Consider the following 23125-nt stretch of genomic DNA (forward strand, 5'->3'; position numbering starts at 1 on the left):
TCGCGATGAGGGCCGTCGCCTCCCCGAAGATTTTAAGGAATAAGCAATGCTCCAACTGATCCTCGGCGGCGCCCGTTCCGGCAAGAGTCGCCTGGCTGAAAAGCTCGCCATCGACAGCGCCCTGGCCGTGACCTACATCGCCACCAGCCAGCCACTGGACGGCGAAATGAGCGAGCGGGTGGCCCATCACCGCGCCCGTCGTCCTGCCGAATGGGCTTTGATCGAAGAACCGGTGGAGCTGGCCCGGGTGCTGCGTGAGTCCGCCCGTTTCGACCGCTGCCTGCTGGTAGATTGCCTGACCCTGTGGCTGACCAATCTGCTGATGCTCGACGATGCGCAGCGCTTGCACGCCGAGCGTGATGCCTTGCTGGACTGTCTGGCGTCGCTGCCGGGTGAAATCATTTTTGTCAGCAACGAGACCGGCATGGGTGTCGTGCCGCTGGGTGAATTGACTCGTCGCTATGTCGATGAAGCCGGTTGGCTGCATCAAGCTCTGGCTGAGCGTTGTCAGCGTGTCGTCCTGACCGTCGCCGGCCTGCCTCTGACTCTGAAAGGAACTGCGTTATGACTCAATCCTGGTGGTTGAACCCGTGCAAGCCGGTCGATACCCAAGTGGTCGAACAGGCCCAGGCGCGGCAACAGCAACTGACCAAGCCGGCCGGCTCCCTCGGCCAGCTGGAAGCGCTGGCGGTGCAGTTGGCGGGATTGCAGGGGCGGGTCAAGCCGAGTCTGGAGCAGGTGTGGATCGCGATTTTTGCCGGCGACCATGGCGTCGTCGCCGAGGGCGTGTCGGCGTTTCCCCAGGAAGTCACCGGGCAGATGCTGCTCAACTTCGTCAGCGGTGGCGCGGCGATCAGCGTGCTGGCGCGGCAACTGGGCGCTTCCCTTGAGGTGGTGGATCTTGGCACGGTGACGCCGTCGCTGAACCTGCCGGGCGTGCGTCATCTGAATGTCGGCCAGGGAACGGCGAATTTTGTACAGGGACCGGCCATGACCCAGGCCCAGGGGCAACTCGCCTTGCAGGCCGGTCGTGACAGCGTGCAGCGGGCAATTGCCACCGGTGCGCAGTTGTTTATCGGTGGCGAAATGGGCATCGGTAACACCACTGCTGCCAGTGCATTGGCGTGTGCGCTACTTGATTGCCCGGTGGTGCATCTGACCGGGCCTGGTACCGGGCTCAATGCCGAAGGTGTCAGTCACAAGGCCCAGGTCATCGAGCGCGCCCTGGCATTGCATGGCGCGCAGCGTGGCGATGCCTTGCAGACCCTGTTCAACCTCGGCGGCTTTGAGATCGCCGCGCTGGTCGGTGCCTATCTTGCGTGTGCCCAGGAAGGTGTCGCGGTGCTGGTGGACGGCTTCATTTGCAGCGTCGCGGCACTGGTTGCGGTGCGCTTGAATCCTGAGTGTCGTCAGTGGCTGTTGTTCGGTCATCGCGGCGCCGAGCCGGGGCATCGTCATGTGCTGGAAACCCTGGATGCACAACCCTTGCTTGATCTCGGCCTGCGGCTTGGCGAAGGCAGTGGTGCGGCGTTGGCTGTGCCGCTGCTGCGCCTGGCTTGCGACCTGCACGGGCAGATGGCGACCTTTGCCGAAGCCGCCGTGGCAGATCGTCCGGCATGACCTTGCGCGTGGATCTGTTGCGTCACGGTGAAACCGAACTCGGCGGCGGTCTGCGCGGCAGTATCGATGATGCGTTGACCGACACGGGCTGGGCGCAGATGCGCGCCGCCGTGATCGGGCAAGGTCCGTGGGATCGGCTGGTCAGTTCGCCGTTGCAGCGTTGTGCGCGGTTTGCCGAGGAACTCGCTGCGCAACTGGGTGTTCCGGTGCAACTGGACAAAGACCTGCAAGAGTTGCATTTCGGTGCTTGGGAAGGGCAGAGCGCGGCGGCGTTGATGGAAACCGACGCGCAGGCCCTGGGCTTGTTCTGGGCCGATCCCTATTCGTTCACGCCGCCTCAGGGTGAGCCGGTTGCAGACTTTTCGGCACGGGTGCTGGCAGCGCTGGAGCGTTTGCACGCGACCTGTGCCGGTGAGCGAATTCTGCTGATCAGCCATGGCGGTGTGATGCGTCTGTTGCTGGCACAGGCGCGCGGGCTGCCACGGGAGCAACTGCTCAACGTTGAGGTCGGGCATGGCGCGCTGTTTTCGCTGACGGTGGAGCCTGCGGGCTCGTTGAAGGAAGTGCTCTGACCATGCTGCCATTCTGGATCGCCCTGCAATTTCTCAGCAGCCTGCCGATTCGCCTGCCCGGAATGCCTGAGCCCCGGGAACTGGGGCGGTCGTTGCTGTTTTATCCGCTGGTGGGATTACTCTTTGGCGCGATTCTGTGGGCGGTTAACTGGCTGCTGCTGGGCACGCCGACGTTGCTGCACGCGGCGTTGTTGCTGAGCCTTTGGGTGCTGCTCAGCGGCGGCTTGCATCTCGATGGCCTGGCGGACAGCGCCGATGCCTGGCTCGGTGGTTTTGGCGACCGTGAGCGCACGCTGACCATCATGAAAGACCCGCGCAGCGGGCCGATCGCCGTGGTGACGCTGGTGTTGGTGTTGTTGCTTAAATTCACCGCACTGCTGGCGTTGATCGAGCAGCCGCATTCGCTGGCCTTGATCATCGTGCCGTTGATCGGTCGCAGCGCATTGCTCGGCTTGTTCCTGAGTACGCCCTATGTGCGTGCCGGTGGCCTGGGCCAGGCATTGGCCGATCATCTCCCGCGTTCGCCGGGCAAGCAGGTGTTGGCGGTCAGCGCATTGGCTTGTGTGTTGATCGCCGGCGTCAGTGGAGCGCTGGCGGTGGTGTTGGCGGCGCTGGGGTTTGTCTGGCTGCGCCAGGTGATGTTGCGGCGCCTGGGGGGCACGACAGGGGACACGGCGGGCGCGATGCTGGAGTTGCTGGAAGTTGCAGTGCTGGTAGGCTTGGCGTTGGCCTGATCGGGTTGTGTTGAATGTTCCGGCCTCTTCGCGAGCAAGCCCGCTCCCACATTGGAATGCGATCAACTGTGGGAGCGAGCTTGCTCGCGATGGCGATCTACAGGACACCGCCCAATCACTGAACAAACCCCATGCCACTTGATTTAACCGACTCGCGGGTATATACACGCACCATGCTTGATTCCCAATGTTTATGCATCAACCTGCGTCGCGCCGCCCGTGGCGTCAGCAGGCACTACGACGGCGCTCTCGACGGCTTCGGGATCAACGTTGCGCAGTATTCTTTGCTGTGCAATCTGCAGCGTCTGGATCAGCCGAGCATCTCGACCCTGGCCGAGGCCATGGGCCTGGACCGCAGCACCCTGGGGCGCAATTTGCGGGTGCTGGAGGGTGATGGCCTGGTGACGCTGGTCGAGGGCGAGGACATGCGCAATCGCATCGTCCTGCTGACCGAGGCCGGGGCAGAGCGTCTCAAGGCGGCCTTGCCGGCCTGGGAAGCCGCACAGCAACGCTTGATCGATCGCCTGGGCGCCGAGAAGCGTGAAACCTTATTGAAGCTGCTGGACGAACTGGCATGATGCCGGTTTTTTCGATCTTAAGCGGGTATATACCCGCTATTGGAGAATAACAATGACATCGATGTGGCGTACTTGCGGCTGGGTTCTGTTAGGGAGTGCGCTGATCCTTGCGTTGTCGCTGGGGGTTCGCCATGGCTTCGGGCTGTTTCTGGCGCCGATGAGCGCCGAGTTTGGTTGGGGCCGTGAAGTCTTTGCCTTCGCCATCGCCCTGCAAAACCTGATCTGGGGCCTCGCCCAGCCATTCACCGGTGCCCTGGCCGACCGCTTCGGCGCAGCGAAAGTGGTGCTGATCGGTGGCGTCCTGTACGCGGCCGGGCTGATTTGCATGGGGCTCTCCGACTCGGCGATGACCCTGTCCCTGAGTGCCGGCCTGCTGATCGGCATCGGACTGTCGGGTACGTCGTTCTCGGTGATTCTGGGGGTGGTCGGCCGCGCGGTGCCACCGGAAAAACGCAGCATGGGCATGGGGATCGCCAGTGCGGCCGGTTCGTTCGGCCAGTTCGCGATGTTGCCCGGCACGCTCGGTTTGATCGGATGGCTTGGCTGGTCCGCGGCGCTGCTGGCGCTGGGCTTGCTGGTGGCGTTGATCGTGCCGCTGGTGGGCATGCTCAAGGACAAGCCGCTGCCCGTTCTGGGCCACGAACAGACCCTTGGCGAAGCGCTGCGCGAAGCCTGCTCCCATTCCGGCTTCTGGCTGCTGGCGTTCGGCTTTTTCGTGTGCGGATTCCAGGTGGTGTTCATCGGTGTGCACCTGCCGGCCTATCTGGTGGATCAACACCTTCCGGCGACGGTCGGCACCACGGTGCTGGCACTGATCGGCCTGTTCAACATCTTCGGCACCTATACCGCTGGATGGCTCGGCGGGCGCATGTCCAAGCCGCGTTTGCTCACCGGGTTGTACTTGCTGCGGGCGGTGGTCATTGCGTTGTTCCTGTGGGCACCGGTGACCATCACCACGGCTTATCTTTTTGGCATGGCCATGGGTTTCCTGTGGCTGTCGACGGTGCCATTGACCAACGGTACGGTGGCGACCTTGTTTGGTGTGCGAAACCTGTCCATGCTCGGCGGGATTGTTTTCCTGTTTCACCAACTCGGTTCGTTCCTGGGCGGCTGGTTGGGTGGCGTGGTGTATGACCGAACCGGGAGTTATGACTTGATCTGGCAAGTGGCGATTCTCTTGAGCCTGTTGGCCGCTGCCCTCAATTGGCCGGTGCGTGAGCGGCCGGTAGAGCGTCTGCAATCACAAATGAGTGCGATATGAACAACCTTTGGCCACGGATCGCTGTAGCCGCCGTCTGCGCCTTATTGCTGGCGTTGTCGTGGTGGGGCTGGCATCAGGGCGGGCTGGCGCTGATGCAGTTGGGCATGGGTGCTTGCTAGCGAGCGGCGAGGGCGAGTAACGTCGGTTTTGACGAATTATCAAGGGTGCACCGACATGCTGATGCGCTGGATTGCAGTTCCCGCGTTGCTGGTGGCGTTTACCGGGCTGGCCTACGCGGCCGAGTGCCCGGAGCTGTTGCAAGGATCACTGCAAAAGCTGCGCGCCAAGGAATCCATCGATTTGTGCCAGCGCTTCGCCGGTAAACCGTTGGTGGTGGTCAATACCGCAAGCTTCTGTGGCTTTGCTCCGCAGTTCAAAGGCCTTGAGGCGCTGAACCAGCGCTTCAAGGATCAAGGGCTGGAGGTAATTGGCGTTCCGTCCAATGACTTCAAGCAGGAGTCGAAGGATGGTGCCGAGACTGCCAAGGTCTGCTACGTCAACTATGGTGTGACCTTCACCATGACCGAGCCGCAAAGGGTTCGCGGCGAGGATGCGACGCACTTGTTCAAGGTCCTCGCCAGTCAAAGCAGCGCGCCGAAGTGGAATTTCTACAAGTATGTAGTGGATCGCCAAGGCAAGGTGGTCGCCAATTTCTCCAGCCTGACCAAGCCGGACGATCCCGAGTTCATTGCGGCGGTGGAAAAGGCGCTGGCTTCGCCACCACTTGTTTCGACCCCCTGACCTGTAGGAGCGAGCTTGCTCGCGATAACCTCAAGGCGTCTCGTAAATCCTGAAAGTACGCGTCATCGTTCGCGTCCATCGCGAGCAGGCTCGCTCCCACAAAAAAAAGCCCCGCCTCCGTGAGGAGAGCGGGGCTTTTTTGATTCCGATGGCGAGCGGTTCAGGCTCGCCGGGAATCATCAGAAGCGGTAGGTCGCGCCGAGACCGAAACCGTTCGCGTAGTTTTCATACTTGGCGTTGTAGCTCTGGCCACGGTCGTTGCTGTTGTTGACCTTGACCGAGTCTTCGTGCAGGTACGAATACGCCAGGTCGATGGTCAGGTCGTCGGTCGGGCTCCAGCCGGCGCCCACGCTGAAAATCTTGCGATCGCCAGTCGGGATGCGTGGGGAGCGGTCGACGTTGTTGGTCGGTGCCTGGTCAACGGACAGACCGGTACGCAGTACCCATTGCTTGTTCAACTGGTAGGACGCGCCGATGGCGTGAGCCCAGGTGTCGTGCCAGTTCTGTTCTTCGGTGATGGTGCCGAACTGGCCGTTCAGAACAGCCGGAACACCTGTGTTTTCAACGGTGATGTCTTTCAGGCGGCTCCAGCGGGTCCAGGTGCTGCCTGCGTACAGAGTCCACTTGTCGTCGAGCTGGTGAGTGACCGAGAAGTCCACCGATTCAGGGGTGGTCAGGTCCAGCGAGGCATCGTACTTCTGGTTCGGGTTCTGGCCGATCAGGCCCAGCACGTTGTAGTTGACCTTGGTGTTGCCCTCGAGCTTGTACTTCACTTTCGAGTGGTAGGTCAGGCCGACACGAGTGCTGTCGGTGGCTTGAACCAGCACGCCGATGTTGTAGCCCAGCGCGGTGTCGTCACCGGTGATCTTGACCTTGCCATCTGGCGCGGCCTGGGTGATCGACAGGTTCGATTCCAGGCTGCCGTCAATGCGGTTGATGGTCGGGCCAAAACCGATGGAAACCTTGTCGTTGAAGGCGTAGCTGACAGTCGGTTGCAGGGTGACGATCTTGACTTCGCTCTTGCTGCCGAAGTAGCGACCGGCAAAGCCGTTTTCATAATCGGTTACCAGACCGAATGGCGCGTACACGCCCACACCGACGGCCCACTTGTCGTCGATTGGCTTGACGTAGTAACCCATGGGTACGGCGATGAGCGGAACCATGTCGCCGTCGTTGCTGCCGCCGTTCGGGCTGGAGCTGGCGTGGCTGATGTCAGTGTGTGCGTCGATCATCGCAACACCGCCGGTGACTTGTTCGCGCTTGAGGCGCGACATGCCGGCAGGGTTGCCAAAAAGGGTGCTTGCGTCATCGGCAGAGGAAGATCGCCCGGCAAAACCTGTACCCATCCCGCTGATGCTTTGTTCGTTGACGGCAAAGCCACTTGCAAAAATCTGGGTGGATGCCATGGCAACGGCGAGACTGATGGTGGTTTTGAGCATTACTTTTTTCATTATTAGAACTCCTGGTGATCACCGGGGCGAAAATTACCAACATTTTCGTTCCGGCGCCATAGGCTGTATGCCTTGATTTAGAGCGGTTTTGTAGGACAATCAGACCAAAATCGCGGCGTGTTGCGCGATCTTTGGATCCAGAGGTGTCAGCAGGCTACCTGATTCAGGGGTGAAACACAGGTTTGCCAGGCGCAGGTGAAATCACGCAGACGCCCCTGGGGCTGAAATGTCTGGCGCCAGATCCTGGCCATACCCAGCAAATCATCAGGGGCGGGGAGGGGAGTGTTCTGTTCTTCCACCAGCAGCCAGGCGATGGCGGTGGCGTAACGCAGGTTGACGGTCAACTCGAGGTGCGGGCCACTCAGGAACGCATGCTGGCTGGCCAGGCCGCGGACCAGGCTCGCACGCTCCGGATCAAGGGCCAGGTAATGGTCCCAAAGGGCCTGGTGACGGGGCTCGGCGATGCGGTACAGGCCGTGCCCACGGCGGTCATGCAGGGCGGAACCAAGGGCGGACTGGCTGGCGGCAATGCCCAGCAGCAGGGATTCGGCCGTAGCGCTATGTTGTCCGAGATAGATCAATGTCGGACGAATCACATAACGGCACAGTTCGCTGGCAGCGATACCCATAAAACCCTCGAAACCTGAATTGGACGGCGATACCTGAAGGGGGGCTTGGCAGCTGTGAATCGGTTCAGGCTCGCCGCAAGCGGGTCAAGCCGCTTGAGTTGAAGTGTAGTGTCATATTCGCGCTGTAAAGGCCTGTTTTTAAAATATTTCCAGCGAACAGTTATAACCGTTATATCGGATCGTACTTAGTCGTGGTGCGAGGGGAGGGAAACATCAGGCAATAAAAAGCCCCGCTTTTCGGGCAGGGCTTTCGGGGGTTTTCAGCCTTTCTGGCGTTTCAGGCAACCAGTGCCTGACGGGTACGCTCGATCACGGCCTGCAGCGGCTCGGCGCTGGAGTATTGATCGGGGTACAGGCGTTCGCTGTGACGAGCGATGCCGTGTTCGTTGACCAGGGTGAAGCTGAAGCAGCCTTTGCGAGCGGCCATGATCAGGCAGTTCATTGGTGCAAAAGCGTTGGTTAGGGTGCGAATGGCATCCTGAGTCTGGATTTGAGTAGACATTATTGGGTGTTCCTACAAATGACACGGATAAGAACCGTGCAGCGTTAAAACGTTCCAGTAACGTCGATCACCATTGATCGAACGAAGAACCCGACTGGAACAAAGCAGCCAGTTTGAAGCGCTGATAAGTTGGCGCGCTTGGGCTGGCAGGTAGGTACTTAGGAGGGCAGGCAACACATCGAGGGCAAAGGTTCTGGGCCCGGGGTGAAGATCCTGATCAATTTGCAGGTTGGTTCGAGCAGAGTAGGCAGGCGGAGCAACATCCTTTGCTTTCGATTCAAAGGTTGTGTTGGCGCAAGATTTACCTGGAAACCATCGAGGTGGTCGATCCCGCTTGTTCGGTGGAGGCTTCCGTCGGGAAGGCTGACCGGGGGGATTTGTTCGACCAGAATTGACTTTCAGCTTGGTACTAACGCCGCGGATACTAGCGGATTGAACTGGCCAATGGAAGTGTGGTAGCGAAAAAAGTTTCCTGGCCGGTGCCTGCTCGGGTTGTTTTGTCTTGTGGAGGCGCGCATAAAGCTGCAAGGCGTGGGATTCATGCGCCCTGTTTCGGGACAAAATCCGACCATCGGTCATCGACGTTGGTAGCAGCGCAGCCGTCTGGACACCGGGTTTGCCAGGGCTTATCCCCAGGCATGACAAAAAAATGCGCCGAAAAAGTGCATGGATATAACCATCGCAAAGGCACTTGTGCACATTAGTTGCGCGGTCTGTCACCCCGCTGTCATCTCACGTTCAAGCGTAATGGCTGCCTGTAACCAAAATTTAAGTCAATGAAAAACATCGCTTTTTTTTACTGGTGAAAAAATCGTCAGTTTGACTGCGAGCCCCATTCCACAGGGCTTTGAGCGAGTTCAAGGGCGGTTGTCCACTGAGTTATCCACAGCTTCTGTGGATTGTCCCGAGCGCTTGCTCTAGGACGGGCGTGCCGGGATATTTTCAGCTTTACCTGTAAGAAAAAGAGAGTAAAGTTGCGCGCCTTCTGATCTGCCCCACAGTGCTTTATGAAGTTTCGCTCAGCCCCTGTTTCCTCTTCCTCCACACCGCCCCCTGTTGCCCCTACCAAGCGCTTTTCCATGCGCGTGGCGGAGTGGCTGTTGGACAGTCCGCATCTGGGCGAAAACCGTAACGTCAAACACATCGCCGGACGTCTGCTCAAGCAACCGGCCCGTGAAGGCGTGGTGGCTGCGCAAAGTCGCCTTGGCCAGTTGATGTGCCGCGAATGCGGGAATGCCCGGGACCGTCGGATCGGTCAGGACCTGCTGCGTCAGGCCGCTCGGGCAGGCGATCACCGCGCTCAACAGGAACTGGGGCTGATCGAAGACTGAGCTGTCCAAGACCGGACGCCTTGGTTAACCTTCAGGCTTTATCCGAATGGCAGGAGTGGCTATGGCAATGGACTTGACCAGCGTATTGCTGGGGCTGGCAGCGGCTGCGTTGCCGTTGCTGGTATTGGCCTGGCAACTTCAGCGTCGGGCCAGCACCACGCAAGCCGATGTCGCGCTGCTGCAAGAACGCCTGGCCATGGCGCAACTGGCGCAGGACGGATTGAATGCACAACTCGAATCCAGCCGCGATGAAGCGGCTGATCTGACCCAGGCCAACGCCGCCAAACAAGCTGATCTGGCTGCGCTGCGTCGTGAAGTCGAGTTGCTGCAGATCGAGCGCGACGACGCTCGGGACGCCGCCCATGCGTGGAATATCGAACGCGCCGGCAAAGAAGCCGAATTGCGCCGTCTGGATGCCCAGGCCGCGTCGCTCAATGCCGAATTGCGCGAGCAACAGGACAGCCATCAGCAACGCCTCAACGACCTGCAAGGTTCGCGAGACGAGTTGCGCGCGCAGTTTGCCGAGCTGGCGGGGAAAATTTTCGATGAGCGCGAGCAGCGTTTTGCCGAAACCAGCCAGCAGCGCCTGGGGCAGTTGCTCGATCCACTCAAGGAACGCATCCAGTCCTTCGAAAAACGTGTCGAGGAAAGCTATCAGAACGAGGCCCGTGAGCGTTTCTCCCTGGCCAAGGAGCTGGAGCGCTTGCAACAGCTGAATTTGCGCTTGAGCGATGAAGCCACCAACCTGACCCGCGCCTTGAAAGGGCAGAAGACCCAGGGCAATTGGGGCGAGCTGATTCTTGAGCGCGTGCTCGAGCATGCGGGGCTGGAGAAGGGCCGCGAGTACCAGACTCAGGTCAATCTCAAGGGGCCGGACGGCGAGCGCTTCCAGCCGGACGTGATCATTTATCTGCCGGGCGACAAGCAGGTGGTGGTCGACTCCAAGGTCAGCCTGACGGCCTATCAGCAATACGTCGCGGCTGAGGACGAGGCCATCGGCCAGATCGCCATCAAGCAGCACGTCCTGTCGTTGCGCAATCACGTCAAAGGCCTGGCCGGCAAGGATTACAAACGCCTCGATGGCTTGCACAGCCTGGATTTCGTGTTGCTCTTCGTGCCGATCGAGGCGGCGTTTTCTGCCGCGTTGCAGGCTGAGCCGACACTGTTTCAGGAGGCATTCGACCGCAACATCGTGATCGTCAGCCCCACCACGTTGCTGGCGACCCTGCGCGTCATCGACAGCCTTTGGAAGCAGGAGCGCCAGAGCCAGAATGCCCGGGAAATCGCCGAGCGGGCCGGGTGGCTGTACGACAAGTTCGTGCTGTTCATCCAGGATCTGGACGAGGTCGGCAATCGCCTGCAGCAACTGGACAAGGCCTACAGTTCGGCACGCAACAAGCTGACAGAGGGTCGCGGCAACCTGGTCAGTCGCAGTGAACAACTCAAGCTGCTGGGCGCGCGGGCGAGCAAGAGTCTGCCGGCGGACTTGCTGGAGCGGGCGATGACCGATGTGGATGGGCTGGTCGAGTTACCGGAGTAGCCCCGGGCGAGCGTGGACCTTGTGGCGAGGGGGCTTGCCCCCGTTCGGCTGCGCAGCAGTCGTCAGTCCGGCAACGCGTTTTATCTGAAGAGGCTCATTGAATGGTTTGGGGCCGCTACGCAGCCCAACGGGGGCGAGCCCCCTCGCCACAGGAGGCTGTGTTGAACCTCGTTACAACGGTATGTACCGGCTTAACAACGCCCGCAACGCCGCCGGTTTCACCGGCTTGGCCAAGTAGTCCAGCCCCGCGGCATGCACCAGGTCGACCGTCTCCGGCCGGCCATCGGCGCTGATTACCACGCCAGGGACCGGCTCGCCCATTTGCGTGCGCAACCAGGCCATCAAATCGGTTCCGGTCTCGCCATGATCGAGGTGGTAGTCCACCAGCGCCAATTGCGGGCGCATGCCTTCGCCAAGCAACGCGGCGCATTCCTCGCGATTGCGCGCGGTCCAGACCTGGCAACCCCAGCGGCTGAGCAGGCTGTTCATGCCGATCAGGATGCTGTCTTCATTGTCGATACAGAGCACCTGCGCGCCATTGAGCAATTTGCCATTGAGCTCGGCGACCTTGACCGGCGCTGCGGTTTGCGCCCGGGCCAGCGGCACACTGACGCTGAACACGCTACCGCGTCCCGGCCAGGAACGTACGCGCAAAGTATGACCGAGCACGCGACATAGCCCGTCGGCAATCGCCAGCCCCAGGCCGAGGCCTTTTTCGGCCCGTGTCTGGTGGCTGTCGAGGCGCTTGAACTCTTCGAAAATCACCTGCAGTTTATCTTCCGGAATACCTGGCCCGCGGTCCCAGACTTCCAGGCACAGTTGATCCTTGTGCCGGCGAACCCCCAGTAGTACCGGCCCTTTGCCGTAGCGGAAAGCGTTGGTCAGGAAGTTCTGCAAAATCCGTCGCAGCAACTTGATGTCGCTGTCGACCCGTAACGTGCTTGCGCGAACCCGGAACTCCAGTTTTTGCTCTCGCGCCAGCACCTTGAACTCTGTACCGAGGGTATCGAACAGTTCGTTGAGGGCGAATGGCTGGCGATTCGGATTGATCTTGCCGTTTTCCAGGCGGGAAATGTCCAGCAAGTCGCTGATCAAGTCCTCGGCCGAGCGCAGCGAACTGTCCAGGTGTCCGACCAGTTTCTGCGCTTCGCCGGACAAACCATCTTCCTGGTGGGAGAGGGCGGCGGAGAACAGCCGCGCCGCATTCAACGGTTGCATCAAGTCATGGCTGACGGCCGCGAGGAAACGGGTCTTGGACTGGTTGGCCGCCTCGGCGGTGCCTTTGGCTTCGGTCAGGGCAACGTTGAGCTGCGACAATTCGTGGGTCCGTTCGGTGACCCGTTGCTCCAGGCCTTCATTGGCTTCGGTCAGCGCCTGTTCGGCTTCGCGGAACGCGGTGATGTCGGTGAAACTCATGACGAAGCCGCCGCCGGGCATCGGGTTGCCGATCAGTTCGATCACCCGACCATTGGGGAACATCCGCTCGGAAGTATGCGCGCGGCCCTGACGCATCCAGTGCAGGCGGCGGGCAACGTGCACTTCGGCTTCGCCGGGGCCGCACAATCCGCGCTCGGCGTTGTAGCGAATGATGTCGGCAATGGGGCGGCCGATACTGATCAAGCCGTCCGGGTAATTGAACAGTTCAAGATAGCGACGGTTCCAGGCCACCAGTTTCAACGACTGGTCGACCACGCTGATGCCCTGGGTGATGTTCTCGATGGCGCCTTGCAGCAAGGCGCGGTTGAATTGCAGCACCTCCGAGGCTTCGTCGGCGATGCGCACGACGTCCTCCAGTTGCATCTCGCGGCCTTCAATGGCGGCTTTTACCACCGCACGGGTCGAAGAGGCACCCAGCACACCGGCCAGCAAGCGTTCGGTGTGGGAGATCCATTCACTGTCGGCGTTCTGGTTCGGGTTGAAGCCCTTGCCCTGGCGATAGGCAAAACGGATGAAGCTTTGACGGGCGCGTTCTTCGCCGACGAAGCGCGCCGCCAGTTGCAGCAGGTCATTGATCTGCACTGCCAGCATCGAGCGTGCGCTGGGGCGGGCGCTGATTTCCTGGCCGATGAAGCGACCTGCCTGCCAGTGCTCGGAAACCCGGGTGCGGGACAGCACCGAGACCCAGGCGAACAATGTGAAGTTGCCTGCCAGCGACAGCACCACGCCCTGGGTCAGCGGGGTGATCGGCAGGTTCAGTGGATTGCTGTGCAACCAGGCCAGCCCCGGGAACGTGTTCAAGGACAGGCCGAGGCTGAGGGCGGCAATCGGCAGGATCAAGGTGTAGAACCACAGGAAGGTGCCTGCGGCGAGGCCAGCGAAAACACCGCGGCGGTTGGCCTGTTTCCAGTACAGGGCGCCGAGCATGGCGGGGGCCAGCTGGGTCACGGCAGCGAAGGCGATCTGGCCGATTGTCGCCAGGCTGGCGGTCGAGCCCAGGAGGCGATAACTGACATAGGCCAGCAGCAGAATGACCACGATGCTGACGCGTCGCACCGACAGCATCCACTGGCGGAACACTTCGAACGGGCGCTCGGCGTTGTTGCGACGCAGCAGCCAAGGCAGCAGCATGTCGTTGGACACCATGGTCGACAGCGCCACGCTGGCCACGATCACCATGCCGGTGGCGGCCGATGCACCACCGATAAACGCCAGCAGAGCCAATGCCGGATGCGCCTGGGCCAGGGGCAGGCTGATGACGAACGAGTCCGGCAACACCGAGCTGGGCAGCATCATCTGGCCGGCCAGGGCGATCGGCACGACAAACAAGGCGGCGAGGGCGAGGTAGGCCGGGAATACCCACTTGGCCAGGCGCAGATCCTGGGGATCGATGTTCTCGACAACGGTCACGTGGAACTGCCGTGGCAGGCAAATGATTGCCATCATCGCCACACCGGTCTGCACCACCATCGATGGCCAGTTGATGGTTTCCTTCCAGTACTGTTCGAGGCGCGGCGCAAGCATGGCCTGGTCGAACAGGTCGTCGAAACCGTCGTACAGGCCATAGGTCACGAAGGCACCGACGGCGAGAAACGCGAACAGCTTCACCAATGATTCGAAGGCGATGGCCAGCACCATGCCGCGGTGGTGCTCGGTGGCGTCGAGGTTGCGGGTACCGAAGACGATGGTGAACAGCGCCAGCACCAGCGACACAATCAGAGCGGTGTCCTGGGCGCGGGTGCCCATGGCGTCGGCACCGGCGCCGATCAGCAGGTTCACGCCGAGCACGATGCCTTTGAGCTGTAGCGCAATGTAGGGCAACACACCGACCAGGCAAATCAGCGCCACCACCACCGCCAGCGACTGGGATTTGCCATAGCGTGCGGCGATGAAGTCGGCGATCGAGGTGATGTTCTCCTGTTTGCTGATCATCACCATTTTTTGCAGGACCCACGGCGCGCCGACCAGCAACAGGATCGGCCCGAGGTAGATCGGCAGGAACGACCAGAGCTGTTCGGCGGCCTGGCCCACGGCGCCGAAAAAGGTCCAGCTGGTGCAGTAGACCGCCAACGACAGGCTATACACCCACGCTCGCACACGCGGCGGCAAGGGCGCGCTGCGACGGTCGCCATAGAAGGCGATGGCGAACAGGATGGCCATATAGGCCAGGGCGACGACGGCAATCAGCCCGGTGGACAGCGACATGGGGACTCCAGACAAAAGACATCCGGACCTCCCGCCCGGACAGACAGTCTCGCACGACCGCCAGCGTTAGTCAGTGTCGACCAAGGTCGTGGCGTGGCGGGGTGTCGCAGTGGGATTTGCAGTATCTGGACTGGCCCCTTCGCGAGCAAGCTCGCTCCCACATTTGCCCTGTGTTCGCCCCCCCCTGTGGGAGCGAGCTTGCTCGCGATAGGGGACTTACTGGCTGAACGCGATTTCGATCAAACGATGCAGTTCTTCAAGCTCCAATGGCGCCTCGGCAAACAGGATGCGAAACACCGTCGGCGCGGCGATCAGATTGATCAACCGATCGACACTGGGCCTGGGCTCATCCGGATAGCGATCCAGAATCGTCTGCAATTGCCCGCCAATGATGGTCGCGCAATAACTCGGCTTCAGTGCCGCCTGCACGTCGCACAGCATGTTGCGGCCGGGTTCGGAGCTCATCTCGTCCAGGTACTGCTCCGCCCAGGCCCGCACGTCGCCGTGAAGGCTGCCGGTGTTGGCCGGTTCGTTGTCGGGCTGCATGCGGGCGAGGGCGACGTCTGCCAGCAGCGCCGACACATCGCCCCAGCGTCGATAGATGGTGGACGGTGTGACGCCCGCGCGCGCTGCAATTTGCGGCACCGTCACGCTGGCGCGGTCCTGCTCCTCAAGGAGTTGGCGCACGGCCGAATGAATCGACTCTTGCACCCGGGCGCTGCGGCCGCCGGGGCGTAATGTGGGAGCTGTCATCCTGTGTTTCCTGTATTGCACCGGGTCTTGCGGCTGGCACCCGGTCCTGAAAGCCATGCATCGGACCTTAACACAAAGAATTTGCTTTAAGAGGGATCCAGTAGCACACTCCGCAAAAGCAAAAAATTAGCTTTTGCGGAGTGTGTCGATGCCCGGTTCTCATTCAAATCGTGCCAGCCTGTGGTTTCTGGCCGTTACCTTGCTCAGTTTCCTGGCGGCCTCCACTGCGCCGACGCCGCTGTATCACCTGTATCAGGAGCAGATGCAGTTTTCGGCCGCGACCTTGACCCTGATTTTCGGCGTGTACGCCCTCAGCCTGTTGGCGGCGTTGCTGACGGTCGGCTCGCTGTCGGATTACCTGGGGCGCAAACCGGTGATCTTTACGGCGGTGATGCTGAACATCCTGGCGATGTTGCTGTTTATCCATGCCGACAGCGTCGCCTGGCTGATCAGTGCCCGGGTGCTGCAGGGGTTCGCCACCGGCATGGCAACCGCGGTTCTGAGTGCAACGCTGCTCGACACCGACCGCGAGCAGGGGCCGCTGGTCAACAGCGTCGCGCCTTTACTCGGGATGGCTCTGGGGGCGCTGGGTTGTGGTGTGTTGGCCGAGTTTGCCCCCGCGCCGCTGCATTTGACCTTCTGGCTGCTGCTGGCCCTGTTCGCGATGCAGGCCGTGTATGTCTGGCGATTGCGGGAAAGCGTCTCGCGCCAGCCCGGTGTGTGGGCCTCCTTGCGACCGACCCTGCATGTGCCGGCTCAGGCACGTTCCACTTTGTGGCGGGTGTTGCCGCTCAACACGGCGGTCTGGGCACTCGGCGGTTTTTACGCGTCGCTGGCACCTTCGCTGGTGCGCACGGCGACTGGCTCGACCTCGAATCTGATTGGCGGGGCGACCGTCGCCGCATTGACGGTGACCGGCGCCCTGATGATTTACACCCTGCGCAATCAGGCTGTGACCAAGGCGCTGCAACTGGGCGCCTGTTCGCTGCCGGCGGGAGTCGCCCTGATTCTACTGGGCGTGCACAGCGCCAGTTTGCCGCTGTTTTTCCTCGGCACGCTGGTCGCCGGTTGCGGTTTCGGCGCCGGTTTCCTCGGGGCGGTGCGCAGTCTGGTGCCGCAGGCCTTGCCCCATGAGCGCGCCGGGTTGATGTCGGCATATTATGCGCTGAGTTATCTGGCGTTCTGCCTCCCGGCGCTACTGGCCGGGAACCTGGAGCGGACGTTTGGTCTGGTGGCAACGACCGATGGTTATGGTGCGATGCTGATTGTGCTGGCTCTCAGCGCAATGGCGAGTCTACTGCGATCACGTTCGGCCAGGGTCTGCGAGGCCAATCGGTAGAATTGAGTTAGCCTTGGCACCCACTCAATTCACTCGAAGGATCGGACCATGAAGATCATCCGCAGCAAGTCGTTCACTGGCGAGCGTGCCTGGGCCGCGCTGGACATCGCCAGCATGAACGGCATCACCACGCGGTTGCACTGGACCGATCAACCCTACAAGTGGCACGTCAACGATGGCGAGGAAGTGTTCGTGGTGCTCGATGGCCAGGTCCGGATGCGTTATCGCGAAGAAGGGGGGGAGCAGGAAGCTTTGCTGGAGGTCGGTGATATTTTTCATGCTTCGGTTGGCACTGAACATGTGGCGCATCCGGTAGGAGCGGCTCGGATATTGGTGATCGAATCGGAAGGGAGTGTCTGACGCTATATAAGTGATATCGATAAGATATAGAGATATTACCCGTTATATAGATATTCTATTCGGATCTAACATGGGCTCTACCTCACAAGAGGACAGGAGTTCGCCATGACATGCGCCAATAGCATCAAGCCCGGAATCAAGCCTTTCAGTCATTTGCAGCATCCCCGCGAGGTGATCCGCCAGTTCACCCCCAACTGGTTCGCGGCCACCATGGGCACCGGCGTGTTGGCGTTGGCACTGGCGCAGTTGCCGGTTGCCACACCTGCCTTGCACGCCTTTGCCGAAGCCCTCTGGCTGTTCAATATCGCTCTGTTTCTGCTGTTTACGGCGCTATACACGGCGCGCTGGGTGCTGTTTTTCGACGAAGCGCGGCGGATTTTCGGTCACTCCACGGTTTCGATGTTTTTCGGCACCATCCCCATGGGGCTGGCGACCATCATCAATGGATTCCTGGTGTTTGGCCTGCCGCGCTGGGGCAACGGTGTGATTCACCTCGCCGAGGTGCTGTGGTGGTTGGATGTGGTCATGTCGCTGGCCTGCGGCGTGCTGATTCCCTACATGATGTTCACCCGTCAGGAGCACAGCATTGACCAGATGACAGCGGTCTGGCTGTTGCCGGTGGTCGCGGCAGAAGTGGCGGCCGTCAGCGGGGGCCTGTTGGCGCCGCATTTGGCAGACGCTCATTCGCAACTGGTGATGCTGGTGACCAGCTATGTGCTCTGGGCGTTTTCCCTGCCGGTGGCCTTCAGCATCCTGACCATTCTGTTGCTGCGCATGGCCCTGCATAAACTGCCCCACGAAAACATGGCCGCCTCGAGTTGGCTGGCCCTTGGCCCGATCGGCACCGGTGCGCTGGGCATGCTGGTACTGGGCGGCGATGCACCGCTGATTTTCGCGGCCAACGGCATGCCGGGAATCGGTGAAATTGCAGCTGGACTGGGTCTGGTGGCCGGCATCACCCTGTGGGGCTTCGGCCTGTGGTGGATGCTGATGGCGTTGCTGATCACTGTGCGCTACCTGCGTGCCGGCATTCCCTTCAATCTCGGCTGGTGGGGCTTCACTTTCCCGCTGGGCGTCTATTCTCTAGCGACGTTGAAACTGGCCAGTACCTTGAACCTGATGTTCTTCAGTGTGTTTGGCTGTGTGCTGGTGGCGTTGCTGGCGGTGATGTGGCTGATCGTCGGCAAGCGCACGGTGCTGGGTGCCTGGCGTGGCGAGCTGTTTGTCTCGCCGTGCATTGCCGGATTGAAGAAATAACCGGCAAAGATTAGGTAAGGTGTGGCCTGGATCGACGTTCGATACTCCAATTACTGTATCCAGGCCATTCTTTACCTGATCTCCAGCCACAATCCAGGGACACATGGAAGATGAGTCACCCCTCACAGTTCACCTTGCTGCGCACCCGGCGCTTCCTGCCGTTCTTCATCACCCAGTCCCTCGGGGCGTTCAACGACAACGTGTTCAAGCAGTCGTTGATCCTGGCCATTCTGTACAAGCTGACCATCGAAGGTGACCGCTCTGTCTGGGTCAATCTGTGTGCGCTGCTGTTTATCCTGCCGTTTTTCCTGTTCTCGGCCCTGGCCGGGCAATTCGGGGAAAAGTTCGCCAAGGACGCGTTGATCCGCCTGATCAAGCTTGGGGAAATCGCCATCATGGCGGTCGGCGCCGTCGGCTTCATGTTCGATCACCTGTCGTTGATGCTGCTGGCGCTGTTCGCCATGGGCACCCATTCGGCGCTGTTCGGGCCGGTGAAGTACTCGATCCTGCCGCAGGCCCTGCGGGAAGATGAACTGGTAGGCGGCAACGGCCTGGTGGAAATGGGCACCTTCCTGGCGATCCTGGCCGGTACCATTGGCGCCGGGGTGATGATGTCTTCGGCGCATTACGCGCCGGTGGTGTCCGCGGCGATCATCGGCATTGCGGTGCTCGGCTACCTGGCCAGCCGCAGCATTCCCCGGGCGGCAGCGGCCACGCCGCAAATGCGCCTGAACTGGAACATTTTCAGCCAGTCCTGGGCCACGTTGAAGCTGGGCCTGGGGCAAACGCCGGCGGTGTCACGCTCGATTGTCGGCAACTCGTGGTTCTGGTTTGTCGGGGCGATTTACCTGACGCAGATCCCGGCCTATGCCAAGGAATGGATGCACGGCGACGAAACCGTTGTGACGCTGATTCTGACGGTGTTCTCGGTCGGCATCGCATTGGGTTCGATGCTGTGCGAGAAACTCTCCGGGCGCAAAGTCGAGATTGGTCTGGTGCCGTTCGGATCGTTCGGCCTGACCGTTTTCGGCCTGCTGCTGTGGTGGCATTCCGGCTCAATACCGGAAAGCGCCGCCGGCCATGGCTGGATCGAGATCCTCGGTTTTGGCCACGCCTGGCTGGTGTTGCTCGACATCCTCGGCCTGGGTGTCTTCGGCGGTTTCTATATCGTGCCGCTTTACGCGCTGATCCAGTCGCGTACCGCCGAGAACGAGCGGGCGCGGGTGATTGCCGCCAACAACATCCTCAATGCGTTGTTCATGGTGGTGTCGGCGATTGTCTCGATCGTCTTGCTGAGTGTGGCCAAGCTGTCGATCCCGCAACTGTTCCTGGTGGTCTCGTTGCTGAACATCGGCGTCAACGCCTACATCTTCAAGATCGTCCCCGAGTTCACCATGCGTTTCATGATCTGGCTGCTCAGCCATTCCATGTACCGCGTCGAACATCGCAATCTGGATTTGATTCCCGATGAAGGCGCGGCGTTGCTGGTGTGCAATCACGTGTCATTCGTCGACGCCTTGCTGATTGGCGGCGCGGTACGTCGGCCGATTCGCTTTGTCATGTACTACAAGATCTACAACCTGCCGGTGCTGAACTTCATCTTCCGTACCGCGGGGACGATTCCGATTGCCGGGCGCCAGGAAGACATCCAGATATATGAACAAGCCTTCACGCGCATTGCCCGATATCTGAAGGACGGTGAGCTGGTGTGCATTTTTCCCGAGGGTAAATTGACCGCCGATGGCGAGATCAACGAGTTCAAGGGCGGCTTGACGCGGATTCTCGAAGAGACCCCGGTGCCGGTGATTCCGTTGGCTTTGCAGGGGTTGTGGGGGAGTTTCTTCAGCCGCGATCCCGGTAAAGGGCTGTTTCGCCGGTTGTGGTCGCGGGTGACGTTGGTGGCAGGGCCGGCGGTGGCGGTTGAGGTAGCGGAGCCGGTCAAGTTGCAGGCGTTGGTGGGGGATTTGCGTGGGGCCGTCAGATAGCGGTTGTATGCGCGGGCCGCTTCGCGAGCAGGCTCGCTCCCACAAGGGATCCACGGTGTGTCGCAGATTGTCGCAACACCTTCGATTCCTGTGGGAGCGAGCTTGCTCGCGATGGCGGTCTGAAAGTTAAGCGCTGACCTTCAGGCCAACGAGCCCGGAAATGATCAACGCCACACTCGCCAACCGCACCAGCGCCATGGACTCGCCAAACAGAATGATCCCGGCGATCACCGTGCCCACGGCGCCGACACCGGTCCAGATCGCATAGGCCGTACCCAGCGGCAATTCCTTCATTGCAAGGCCGAGCAAGCCAAGGCTGATAGCCATGGCCGCAACGGTCAACACAGTGGGGAGCGGGCGGGTGAAGCCGTCGGTGTATTTGAGGCCGACGGCCCAGCCCACTTCGAACAGTCCGGCGAAAAACAGAATGATCCAGGACATGAAGACCTCCATCGTCTGACGGGGTCGTCCCCTGATTAATGACTCGATCGAGCCGCGAGGTCGTCCTCGCGTTGCGCAATATAGTGCCCAGCATTAACCCGGGGATCAAGTTTTTAGATCAAGATCGCGAGTCAGTTACTGGCCTGTTGCGCCGCCATTTCCCGATCCTGTTTCTCGCTCATGCGGCGGAAATACGTCGAAAGCAATGCCCCGGAAATGTTGTGCCACACGCTGAACAAGGCGCTCGGCACCGCCGCCAGTGGCGAGAAGTGTGCACTCGCCAACGCGGCACCCAATCCGGAGTTCTGCATGCCGACTTCCAGGGCCAGGGACTTGCGCTGGGCCAGAGGCAGCTTGAACAGGCGCCCGGTGAAATAGCCCAGCAGGTAGCCGAAGCTGTTGTGCAGCATGACCACGGCCATGATCAACAGACCGGACTCTGCGATCTTCGCCTGGCTGGCGGCGACGACTGCGGTGACGATGATCACGATGCTGACCACCGACACCAGCGGCAACACGTCCACGGCATGGCGAACCTTGTCGCCGAGCACCCGTTGAGCAACCACGCCCAGCACGATCGGCAACAGCACCACTTGCAGGATCGACCAGAACAACTCCATGAACGACACCGGCAACCAGGCCGAGGCCAGCAGCCAGATCAGGGCTGGGGTCAGTAGCGGGGCGAGGAGGGTGGTGACGGCGGCGATGGCCACCGACAGCGCCAGGTCGCCACGGGCCAGCCAGGTCATCACGTTCGACGAGGTGCCGCTTGGGCAGCAGCCGACCAGAATCACGCCGACGGCGATTTCCGGCGGCAAGTGGAACACCTGGCAGAGCAACCACGCCACGCCCGGCATGATCACGAAATGGGCAACCACGCCCAGGGCCACGCGCCAAGGATGGCGAGCGACTTCGGCGAAGTCTTTGAGTTTGAGGGTCAGGCCCATGCCGAACATCACCAGCCCCAGCAAGGGCACGATGGCGCCTTTGAGGCCGATGAACCATGCCGGCTGCAGAAACGCCACGACAGCGAAAATCAGTACCCAGTAAGCGAAGGTGTTGCCGACAAAACGACTTACTGCAGCCAGTGCGCGCATGGCCTGATCCTTTTTATTAAGTAACCCCACAGAACACCTGTAGGAGCGAGCCTGCTCGCGATGGTGTGTCAGTCACCCCTCTTTATCTGACACACCATCGCGAGCAGGCTCGCTCCTACAGGGGAGATCGCTGGTCCTTAGATCCCCTGCGGAGTCTCTTCGCCACCCAGCGCTTCAACCAGCGCCGGCAGGAAGTCGCCGAAGGTCAGCATCATCAGGGTGAAGCTGGCGTCCAGTTGGCCCAGGGCTTCGTCGCCGCCGTCCTGTTCCGCCTGGTCTTGCAGCAGGTCTTCGAACTTCAGGCGCTTGACCACCATTTTGTCGTCGAGGACGAAGGACAGTTTGTCCTGCCAGGCCAGGGACAGTTGAGTGACCACTTTGCCGGTGCTCAGGTGCAGCTGGATTTCTTCGCTGGTCAGGTCCTGGCGCTTGCAACGCACGATGCCGCCGTCTTCGTGAGTGTCGCGCAGTTCGCACTCGTCCAGCACAAAGAAGTCGTCCGCGGCTTTCTGGGTGGTGACCCACTCGGTCATGGTCGCGGTCGGGGACATCTTCACGGTCAGCGGACGCACCGGCAGGGTGCCGATCACTTCACGCAGGGTCGACAGCAAGTCTTCGGCGCGTTTCGGGCTGGCCGAGTTGACCAGGATCAGGCCTTGTTTCGGCGCGATGGCGGCGAAGGTCGACGAGCGGCGGATAAAGGCGCGGGGCAGGAAGGCCTGGATGATTTCATCCTTGATCTGATCGCGCTCCTTCTTATAGACCTTGCGCATTTGCTCGGCTTCGATCTCTTCGACCTTTTCCTTGACGGCGTCACGCACGACGCTGCCCGGCAAAATACGTTCTTCCTTGCGCGCGGACACCAGCAGGAAGTCACCGCTGACGTGTACCAATGGTGCATCTTCGCCTTTGCCGAATGGCGCGACGAAACCGTAGGTGGTCAACTCCTGGCTTGCACATGGGCGCGCCAGTTTGGTGGCCAGTGCAGTTTCCAACGCCTCGGCATCAACAGGCAGATCTTGGGTCAGGCGATAGATAAGCAGGTTTTTGAACCACATGGGGTGAGTCTCTCCTTTATACAAAGGGGGGCATTATTGTCTTCGCCGTGCCATAGGCCAACCTTTCTCTAAGCCTTTGGAAGGGCTGAGAAAATTATTTTAAAAAGTGCTTGCCAGAGGTTGGGTCGCTCCGTAGAATGCGCGCCACACCGAAGCGAAGGGTGATTAGCTCAGCTGGGAGAGCGTCTGCCTTACAAGCAGAATGTCGGCGGTTCGATCCCGTCATCACCCACC

The 23125-nt window shown here is 60.8% G+C and carries 22 protein-coding genes and 1 tRNA gene; 15 read left to right on the forward strand and 8 right to left on the reverse strand.

What is annotated here, in order from left to right; translation table 11 throughout:
• Nucleotides 1–46 precede the first annotated feature (46 nt).
• The 8 genes from cobU (at nucleotide 47) to AC1RP7_RS19805 (ending at nucleotide 5506) form a co-directional block, all read left to right on the forward strand.
• Entirely contained in the window at nucleotides 47–568 is a 522-nt protein-coding gene (cobU, locus tag AC1RP7_RS19770; protein ID WP_493181721.1) for a bifunctional adenosylcobinamide kinase/adenosylcobinamide-phosphate guanylyltransferase, read from the forward strand.
• Complete coding sequence (cobT, locus tag AC1RP7_RS19775) at nucleotides 565–1620, forward strand: nicotinate-nucleotide--dimethylbenzimidazole phosphoribosyltransferase (RefSeq protein WP_493181723.1); 1056 nt, start codon at nucleotides 565–567, stop codon at nucleotides 1618–1620. The genes cobU and cobT overlap by 4 nt, the downstream gene beginning before the upstream one ends.
• Nucleotides 1617–2192, forward strand: a complete 576-nt coding sequence (cobC, locus tag AC1RP7_RS19780; RefSeq protein ID WP_493181725.1) for an alpha-ribazole phosphatase family protein — start codon at nucleotides 1617–1619, stop codon at nucleotides 2190–2192. The genes cobT and cobC overlap by 4 nt, the downstream gene beginning before the upstream one ends.
• Before the next feature lie 2 nt (nucleotides 2193–2194).
• Nucleotides 2195–2926 carry an adenosylcobinamide-GDP ribazoletransferase gene (locus tag AC1RP7_RS19785; protein ID WP_057715799.1) on the forward strand — a complete coding sequence of 244 codons (732 nt, stop codon included), beginning with the start codon at nucleotides 2195–2197 and terminating at the stop codon, nucleotides 2924–2926.
• A gap of 173 nt (nucleotides 2927–3099) precedes the next feature.
• Complete coding sequence (locus tag AC1RP7_RS19790) at nucleotides 3100–3504, forward strand: MarR family winged helix-turn-helix transcriptional regulator (protein ID WP_046037619.1); 405 nt, start codon at nucleotides 3100–3102, stop codon at nucleotides 3502–3504.
• Between the two features lie 52 nt (nucleotides 3505–3556).
• A complete protein-coding gene (locus AC1RP7_RS19795) occupies nucleotides 3557–4765 on the forward strand; it encodes an MFS transporter (protein WP_493181726.1) in 1209 nt (402 codons plus the stop codon).
• Nucleotides 4762–4884: a hypothetical protein gene (locus AC1RP7_RS19800; RefSeq protein ID WP_008051054.1), complete on the forward strand. Its 123-nt coding sequence runs from the start codon at nucleotides 4762–4764 to the stop codon at nucleotides 4882–4884. The genes AC1RP7_RS19795 and AC1RP7_RS19800 overlap by 4 nt, the downstream gene beginning before the upstream one ends.
• A gap of 55 nt (nucleotides 4885–4939) precedes the next feature.
• On the forward strand, nucleotides 4940–5506 hold the full coding sequence (locus AC1RP7_RS19805) for a glutathione peroxidase (RefSeq protein WP_057715796.1): 567 nt from the start codon (nucleotides 4940–4942) through the stop codon (nucleotides 5504–5506).
• A gap of 179 nt (nucleotides 5507–5685) precedes the next feature.
• Here the strand turns inward: AC1RP7_RS19805 and AC1RP7_RS19810 are convergent, their stop codons facing one another.
• The 3 genes from AC1RP7_RS19810 to AC1RP7_RS19820 form a co-directional block, all read right to left on the reverse strand.
• Nucleotides 5686–6957 carry an OmpP1/FadL family transporter gene (locus tag AC1RP7_RS19810; RefSeq protein ID WP_218497192.1) on the reverse strand — a complete coding sequence of 424 codons (1272 nt, stop codon included), beginning with the start codon at nucleotides 6955–6957 and terminating at the stop codon, nucleotides 5686–5688.
• Between the two features lie 146 nt (nucleotides 6958–7103).
• Nucleotides 7104–7586 carry a hypothetical protein gene (locus AC1RP7_RS19815; RefSeq protein ID WP_057715794.1) on the reverse strand — a complete coding sequence of 161 codons (483 nt, stop codon included), beginning with the start codon at nucleotides 7584–7586 and terminating at the stop codon, nucleotides 7104–7106.
• A 277-nt stretch (nucleotides 7587–7863) separates the two neighbouring features.
• The gene (locus AC1RP7_RS19820; RefSeq protein ID WP_008051046.1) at nucleotides 7864–8088 is read right to left on the reverse strand and encodes a hypothetical protein; all 225 of its coding nucleotides are present in this window, start codon (nucleotides 8086–8088) and stop codon (nucleotides 7864–7866) included.
• Between the two features lie 1007 nt (nucleotides 8089–9095).
• Here AC1RP7_RS19820 and AC1RP7_RS19825 point away from each other — a divergent pair.
• Both AC1RP7_RS19825 and AC1RP7_RS19830 read left to right on the forward strand, forming a co-directional pair.
• Nucleotides 9096–9419, forward strand: a complete 324-nt coding sequence (locus AC1RP7_RS19825; protein ID WP_090453933.1) for an SEL1-like repeat protein — start codon at nucleotides 9096–9098, stop codon at nucleotides 9417–9419.
• A 175-nt stretch (nucleotides 9420–9594) separates the two neighbouring features.
• A complete protein-coding gene (locus AC1RP7_RS19830; protein ID WP_162252406.1) occupies nucleotides 9595–10959 on the forward strand; it encodes a DNA recombination protein RmuC in 1365 nt (454 codons plus the stop codon).
• 171 nt (nucleotides 10960–11130) lie between these two features.
• Here AC1RP7_RS19830 and AC1RP7_RS19835 read toward each other — a convergent pair whose 3' ends face one another.
• Together AC1RP7_RS19835 and AC1RP7_RS19840 are read right to left on the reverse strand one after the other, a co-directional pair.
• Nucleotides 11131–14601 carry a hybrid sensor histidine kinase/response regulator gene (locus AC1RP7_RS19835; protein WP_493181729.1) on the reverse strand — a complete coding sequence of 1157 codons (3471 nt, stop codon included), beginning with the start codon at nucleotides 14599–14601 and terminating at the stop codon, nucleotides 11131–11133.
• Between the two features lie 216 nt (nucleotides 14602–14817).
• Nucleotides 14818–15354 carry a TetR/AcrR family transcriptional regulator gene (locus AC1RP7_RS19840; RefSeq protein ID WP_493181731.1) on the reverse strand — a complete coding sequence of 179 codons (537 nt, stop codon included), beginning with the start codon at nucleotides 15352–15354 and terminating at the stop codon, nucleotides 14818–14820.
• A 148-nt stretch (nucleotides 15355–15502) separates the two neighbouring features.
• On the opposite strand from AC1RP7_RS19840, the gene AC1RP7_RS19845 reads away from it, so the two are divergent.
• From AC1RP7_RS19845 to AC1RP7_RS19860, 4 genes are all read left to right on the forward strand, one after another.
• Nucleotides 15503–16693, forward strand: a complete 1191-nt coding sequence (locus AC1RP7_RS19845) for an MFS transporter (RefSeq protein WP_223532355.1) — start codon at nucleotides 15503–15505, stop codon at nucleotides 16691–16693.
• 48 nt (nucleotides 16694–16741) lie between these two features.
• A complete protein-coding gene (locus tag AC1RP7_RS19850) occupies nucleotides 16742–17053 on the forward strand; it encodes a cupin domain-containing protein (RefSeq protein ID WP_493181732.1) in 312 nt (103 codons plus the stop codon).
• Between the two features lie 105 nt (nucleotides 17054–17158).
• Entirely contained in the window at nucleotides 17159–18310 is a 1152-nt protein-coding gene (locus tag AC1RP7_RS19855) for a TDT family transporter (protein ID WP_493181734.1), read from the forward strand.
• 110 nt (nucleotides 18311–18420) lie between these two features.
• The gene (locus AC1RP7_RS19860) at nucleotides 18421–20295 is read left to right on the forward strand and encodes an MFS transporter (protein ID WP_150814130.1); all 1875 of its coding nucleotides are present in this window, start codon (nucleotides 18421–18423) and stop codon (nucleotides 20293–20295) included.
• Between the two features lie 126 nt (nucleotides 20296–20421).
• Here AC1RP7_RS19860 and sugE read toward each other — a convergent pair whose 3' ends face one another.
• The 3 genes from sugE to rdgC all read right to left on the reverse strand — a co-directional run bounded on the left by sugE (nucleotide 20422) and on the right by rdgC (nucleotide 22891).
• Nucleotides 20422–20736 (reverse strand): quaternary ammonium compound efflux SMR transporter SugE, encoded by a 315-nt coding sequence (gene sugE, locus AC1RP7_RS19865; protein ID WP_007977599.1) that lies wholly within the window; start codon nucleotides 20734–20736, stop codon nucleotides 20422–20424.
• A gap of 131 nt (nucleotides 20737–20867) precedes the next feature.
• The gene (locus AC1RP7_RS19870) at nucleotides 20868–21833 is read right to left on the reverse strand and encodes a bile acid:sodium symporter family protein (protein ID WP_493181736.1); all 966 of its coding nucleotides are present in this window, start codon (nucleotides 21831–21833) and stop codon (nucleotides 20868–20870) included.
• Nucleotides 21834–21970: 137 nt separating this feature from the next.
• Complete coding sequence (rdgC, locus tag AC1RP7_RS19875) at nucleotides 21971–22891, reverse strand: recombination-associated protein RdgC (protein ID WP_007969735.1); 921 nt, start codon at nucleotides 22889–22891, stop codon at nucleotides 21971–21973.
• Nucleotides 22892–23050: 159 nt separating this feature from the next.
• Between rdgC and AC1RP7_RS19880 the strand changes: the two genes are divergently transcribed.
• Nucleotides 23051–23123 (forward strand) — tRNA-Val (locus tag AC1RP7_RS19880).
• Nucleotides 23124–23125 lie beyond the last annotated feature (2 nt).

It is taken from the genome of Pseudomonas sp. GW822-FHT01E03 (genome assembly GCF_058802985.1).

What these genes read in the sequence shown, in the direction of transcription:
- AC1RP7_RS19820 (WP_008051046.1), bottom strand. Translation starts at nt 8,088, where the DNA reads ATGTCTACTCAAATCCAGACTCAGGATGCCATTCGCACCCTAACCAAC.
- AC1RP7_RS19870 (WP_493181736.1), bottom strand. Translation starts at nt 21,833, where the DNA reads ATGCGCGCACTGGCTGCAGTAAGTCGTTTTGTCGGCAACACCTTCGCT.
- AC1RP7_RS19850 (WP_493181732.1), top strand. Translation starts at nt 16,742, where the DNA reads ATGAAGATCATCCGCAGCAAGTCGTTCACTGGCGAGCGTGCCTGGGCC.
- cobU (WP_493181721.1), top strand. Translation starts at nt 47, where the DNA reads ATGCTCCAACTGATCCTCGGCGGCGCCCGTTCCGGCAAGAGTCGCCTG.
- AC1RP7_RS19815 (WP_057715794.1), bottom strand. Translation starts at nt 7,586, where the DNA reads ATGGGTATCGCTGCCAGCGAACTGTGCCGTTATGTGATTCGTCCGACA.
- cobC (WP_493181725.1), top strand. Translation starts at nt 1,617, where the DNA reads ATGACCTTGCGCGTGGATCTGTTGCGTCACGGTGAAACCGAACTCGGC.
- AC1RP7_RS19860 (WP_150814130.1), top strand. Translation starts at nt 18,421, where the DNA reads ATGAGTCACCCCTCACAGTTCACCTTGCTGCGCACCCGGCGCTTCCTG.
- sugE (WP_007977599.1), bottom strand. Translation starts at nt 20,736, where the DNA reads ATGTCCTGGATCATTCTGTTTTTCGCCGGACTGTTCGAAGTGGGCTGG.
- AC1RP7_RS19800 (WP_008051054.1), top strand. Translation starts at nt 4,762, where the DNA reads ATGAACAACCTTTGGCCACGGATCGCTGTAGCCGCCGTCTGCGCCTTA.
- AC1RP7_RS19810 (WP_218497192.1), bottom strand. Translation starts at nt 6,957, where the DNA reads ATGAAAAAAGTAATGCTCAAAACCACCATCAGTCTCGCCGTTGCCATG.
- AC1RP7_RS19825 (WP_090453933.1), top strand. Translation starts at nt 9,096, where the DNA reads ATGAAGTTTCGCTCAGCCCCTGTTTCCTCTTCCTCCACACCGCCCCCT.
- AC1RP7_RS19795 (WP_493181726.1), top strand. Translation starts at nt 3,557, where the DNA reads ATGACATCGATGTGGCGTACTTGCGGCTGGGTTCTGTTAGGGAGTGCG.
- rdgC (WP_007969735.1), bottom strand. Translation starts at nt 22,891, where the DNA reads ATGTGGTTCAAAAACCTGCTTATCTATCGCCTGACCCAAGATCTGCCT.
- AC1RP7_RS19835 (WP_493181729.1), bottom strand. Translation starts at nt 14,601, where the DNA reads ATGTCGCTGTCCACCGGGCTGATTGCCGTCGTCGCCCTGGCCTATATG.
- AC1RP7_RS19845 (WP_223532355.1), top strand. Translation starts at nt 15,503, where the DNA reads ATGCCCGGTTCTCATTCAAATCGTGCCAGCCTGTGGTTTCTGGCCGTT.
- AC1RP7_RS19790 (WP_046037619.1), top strand. Translation starts at nt 3,100, where the DNA reads ATGCTTGATTCCCAATGTTTATGCATCAACCTGCGTCGCGCCGCCCGT.
- AC1RP7_RS19840 (WP_493181731.1), bottom strand. Translation starts at nt 15,354, where the DNA reads ATGACAGCTCCCACATTACGCCCCGGCGGCCGCAGCGCCCGGGTGCAA.
- AC1RP7_RS19805 (WP_057715796.1), top strand. Translation starts at nt 4,940, where the DNA reads ATGCTGATGCGCTGGATTGCAGTTCCCGCGTTGCTGGTGGCGTTTACC.
- AC1RP7_RS19855 (WP_493181734.1), top strand. Translation starts at nt 17,159, where the DNA reads ATGACATGCGCCAATAGCATCAAGCCCGGAATCAAGCCTTTCAGTCAT.
- AC1RP7_RS19785 (WP_057715799.1), top strand. Translation starts at nt 2,195, where the DNA reads ATGCTGCCATTCTGGATCGCCCTGCAATTTCTCAGCAGCCTGCCGATT.
- cobT (WP_493181723.1), top strand. Translation starts at nt 565, where the DNA reads ATGACTCAATCCTGGTGGTTGAACCCGTGCAAGCCGGTCGATACCCAA.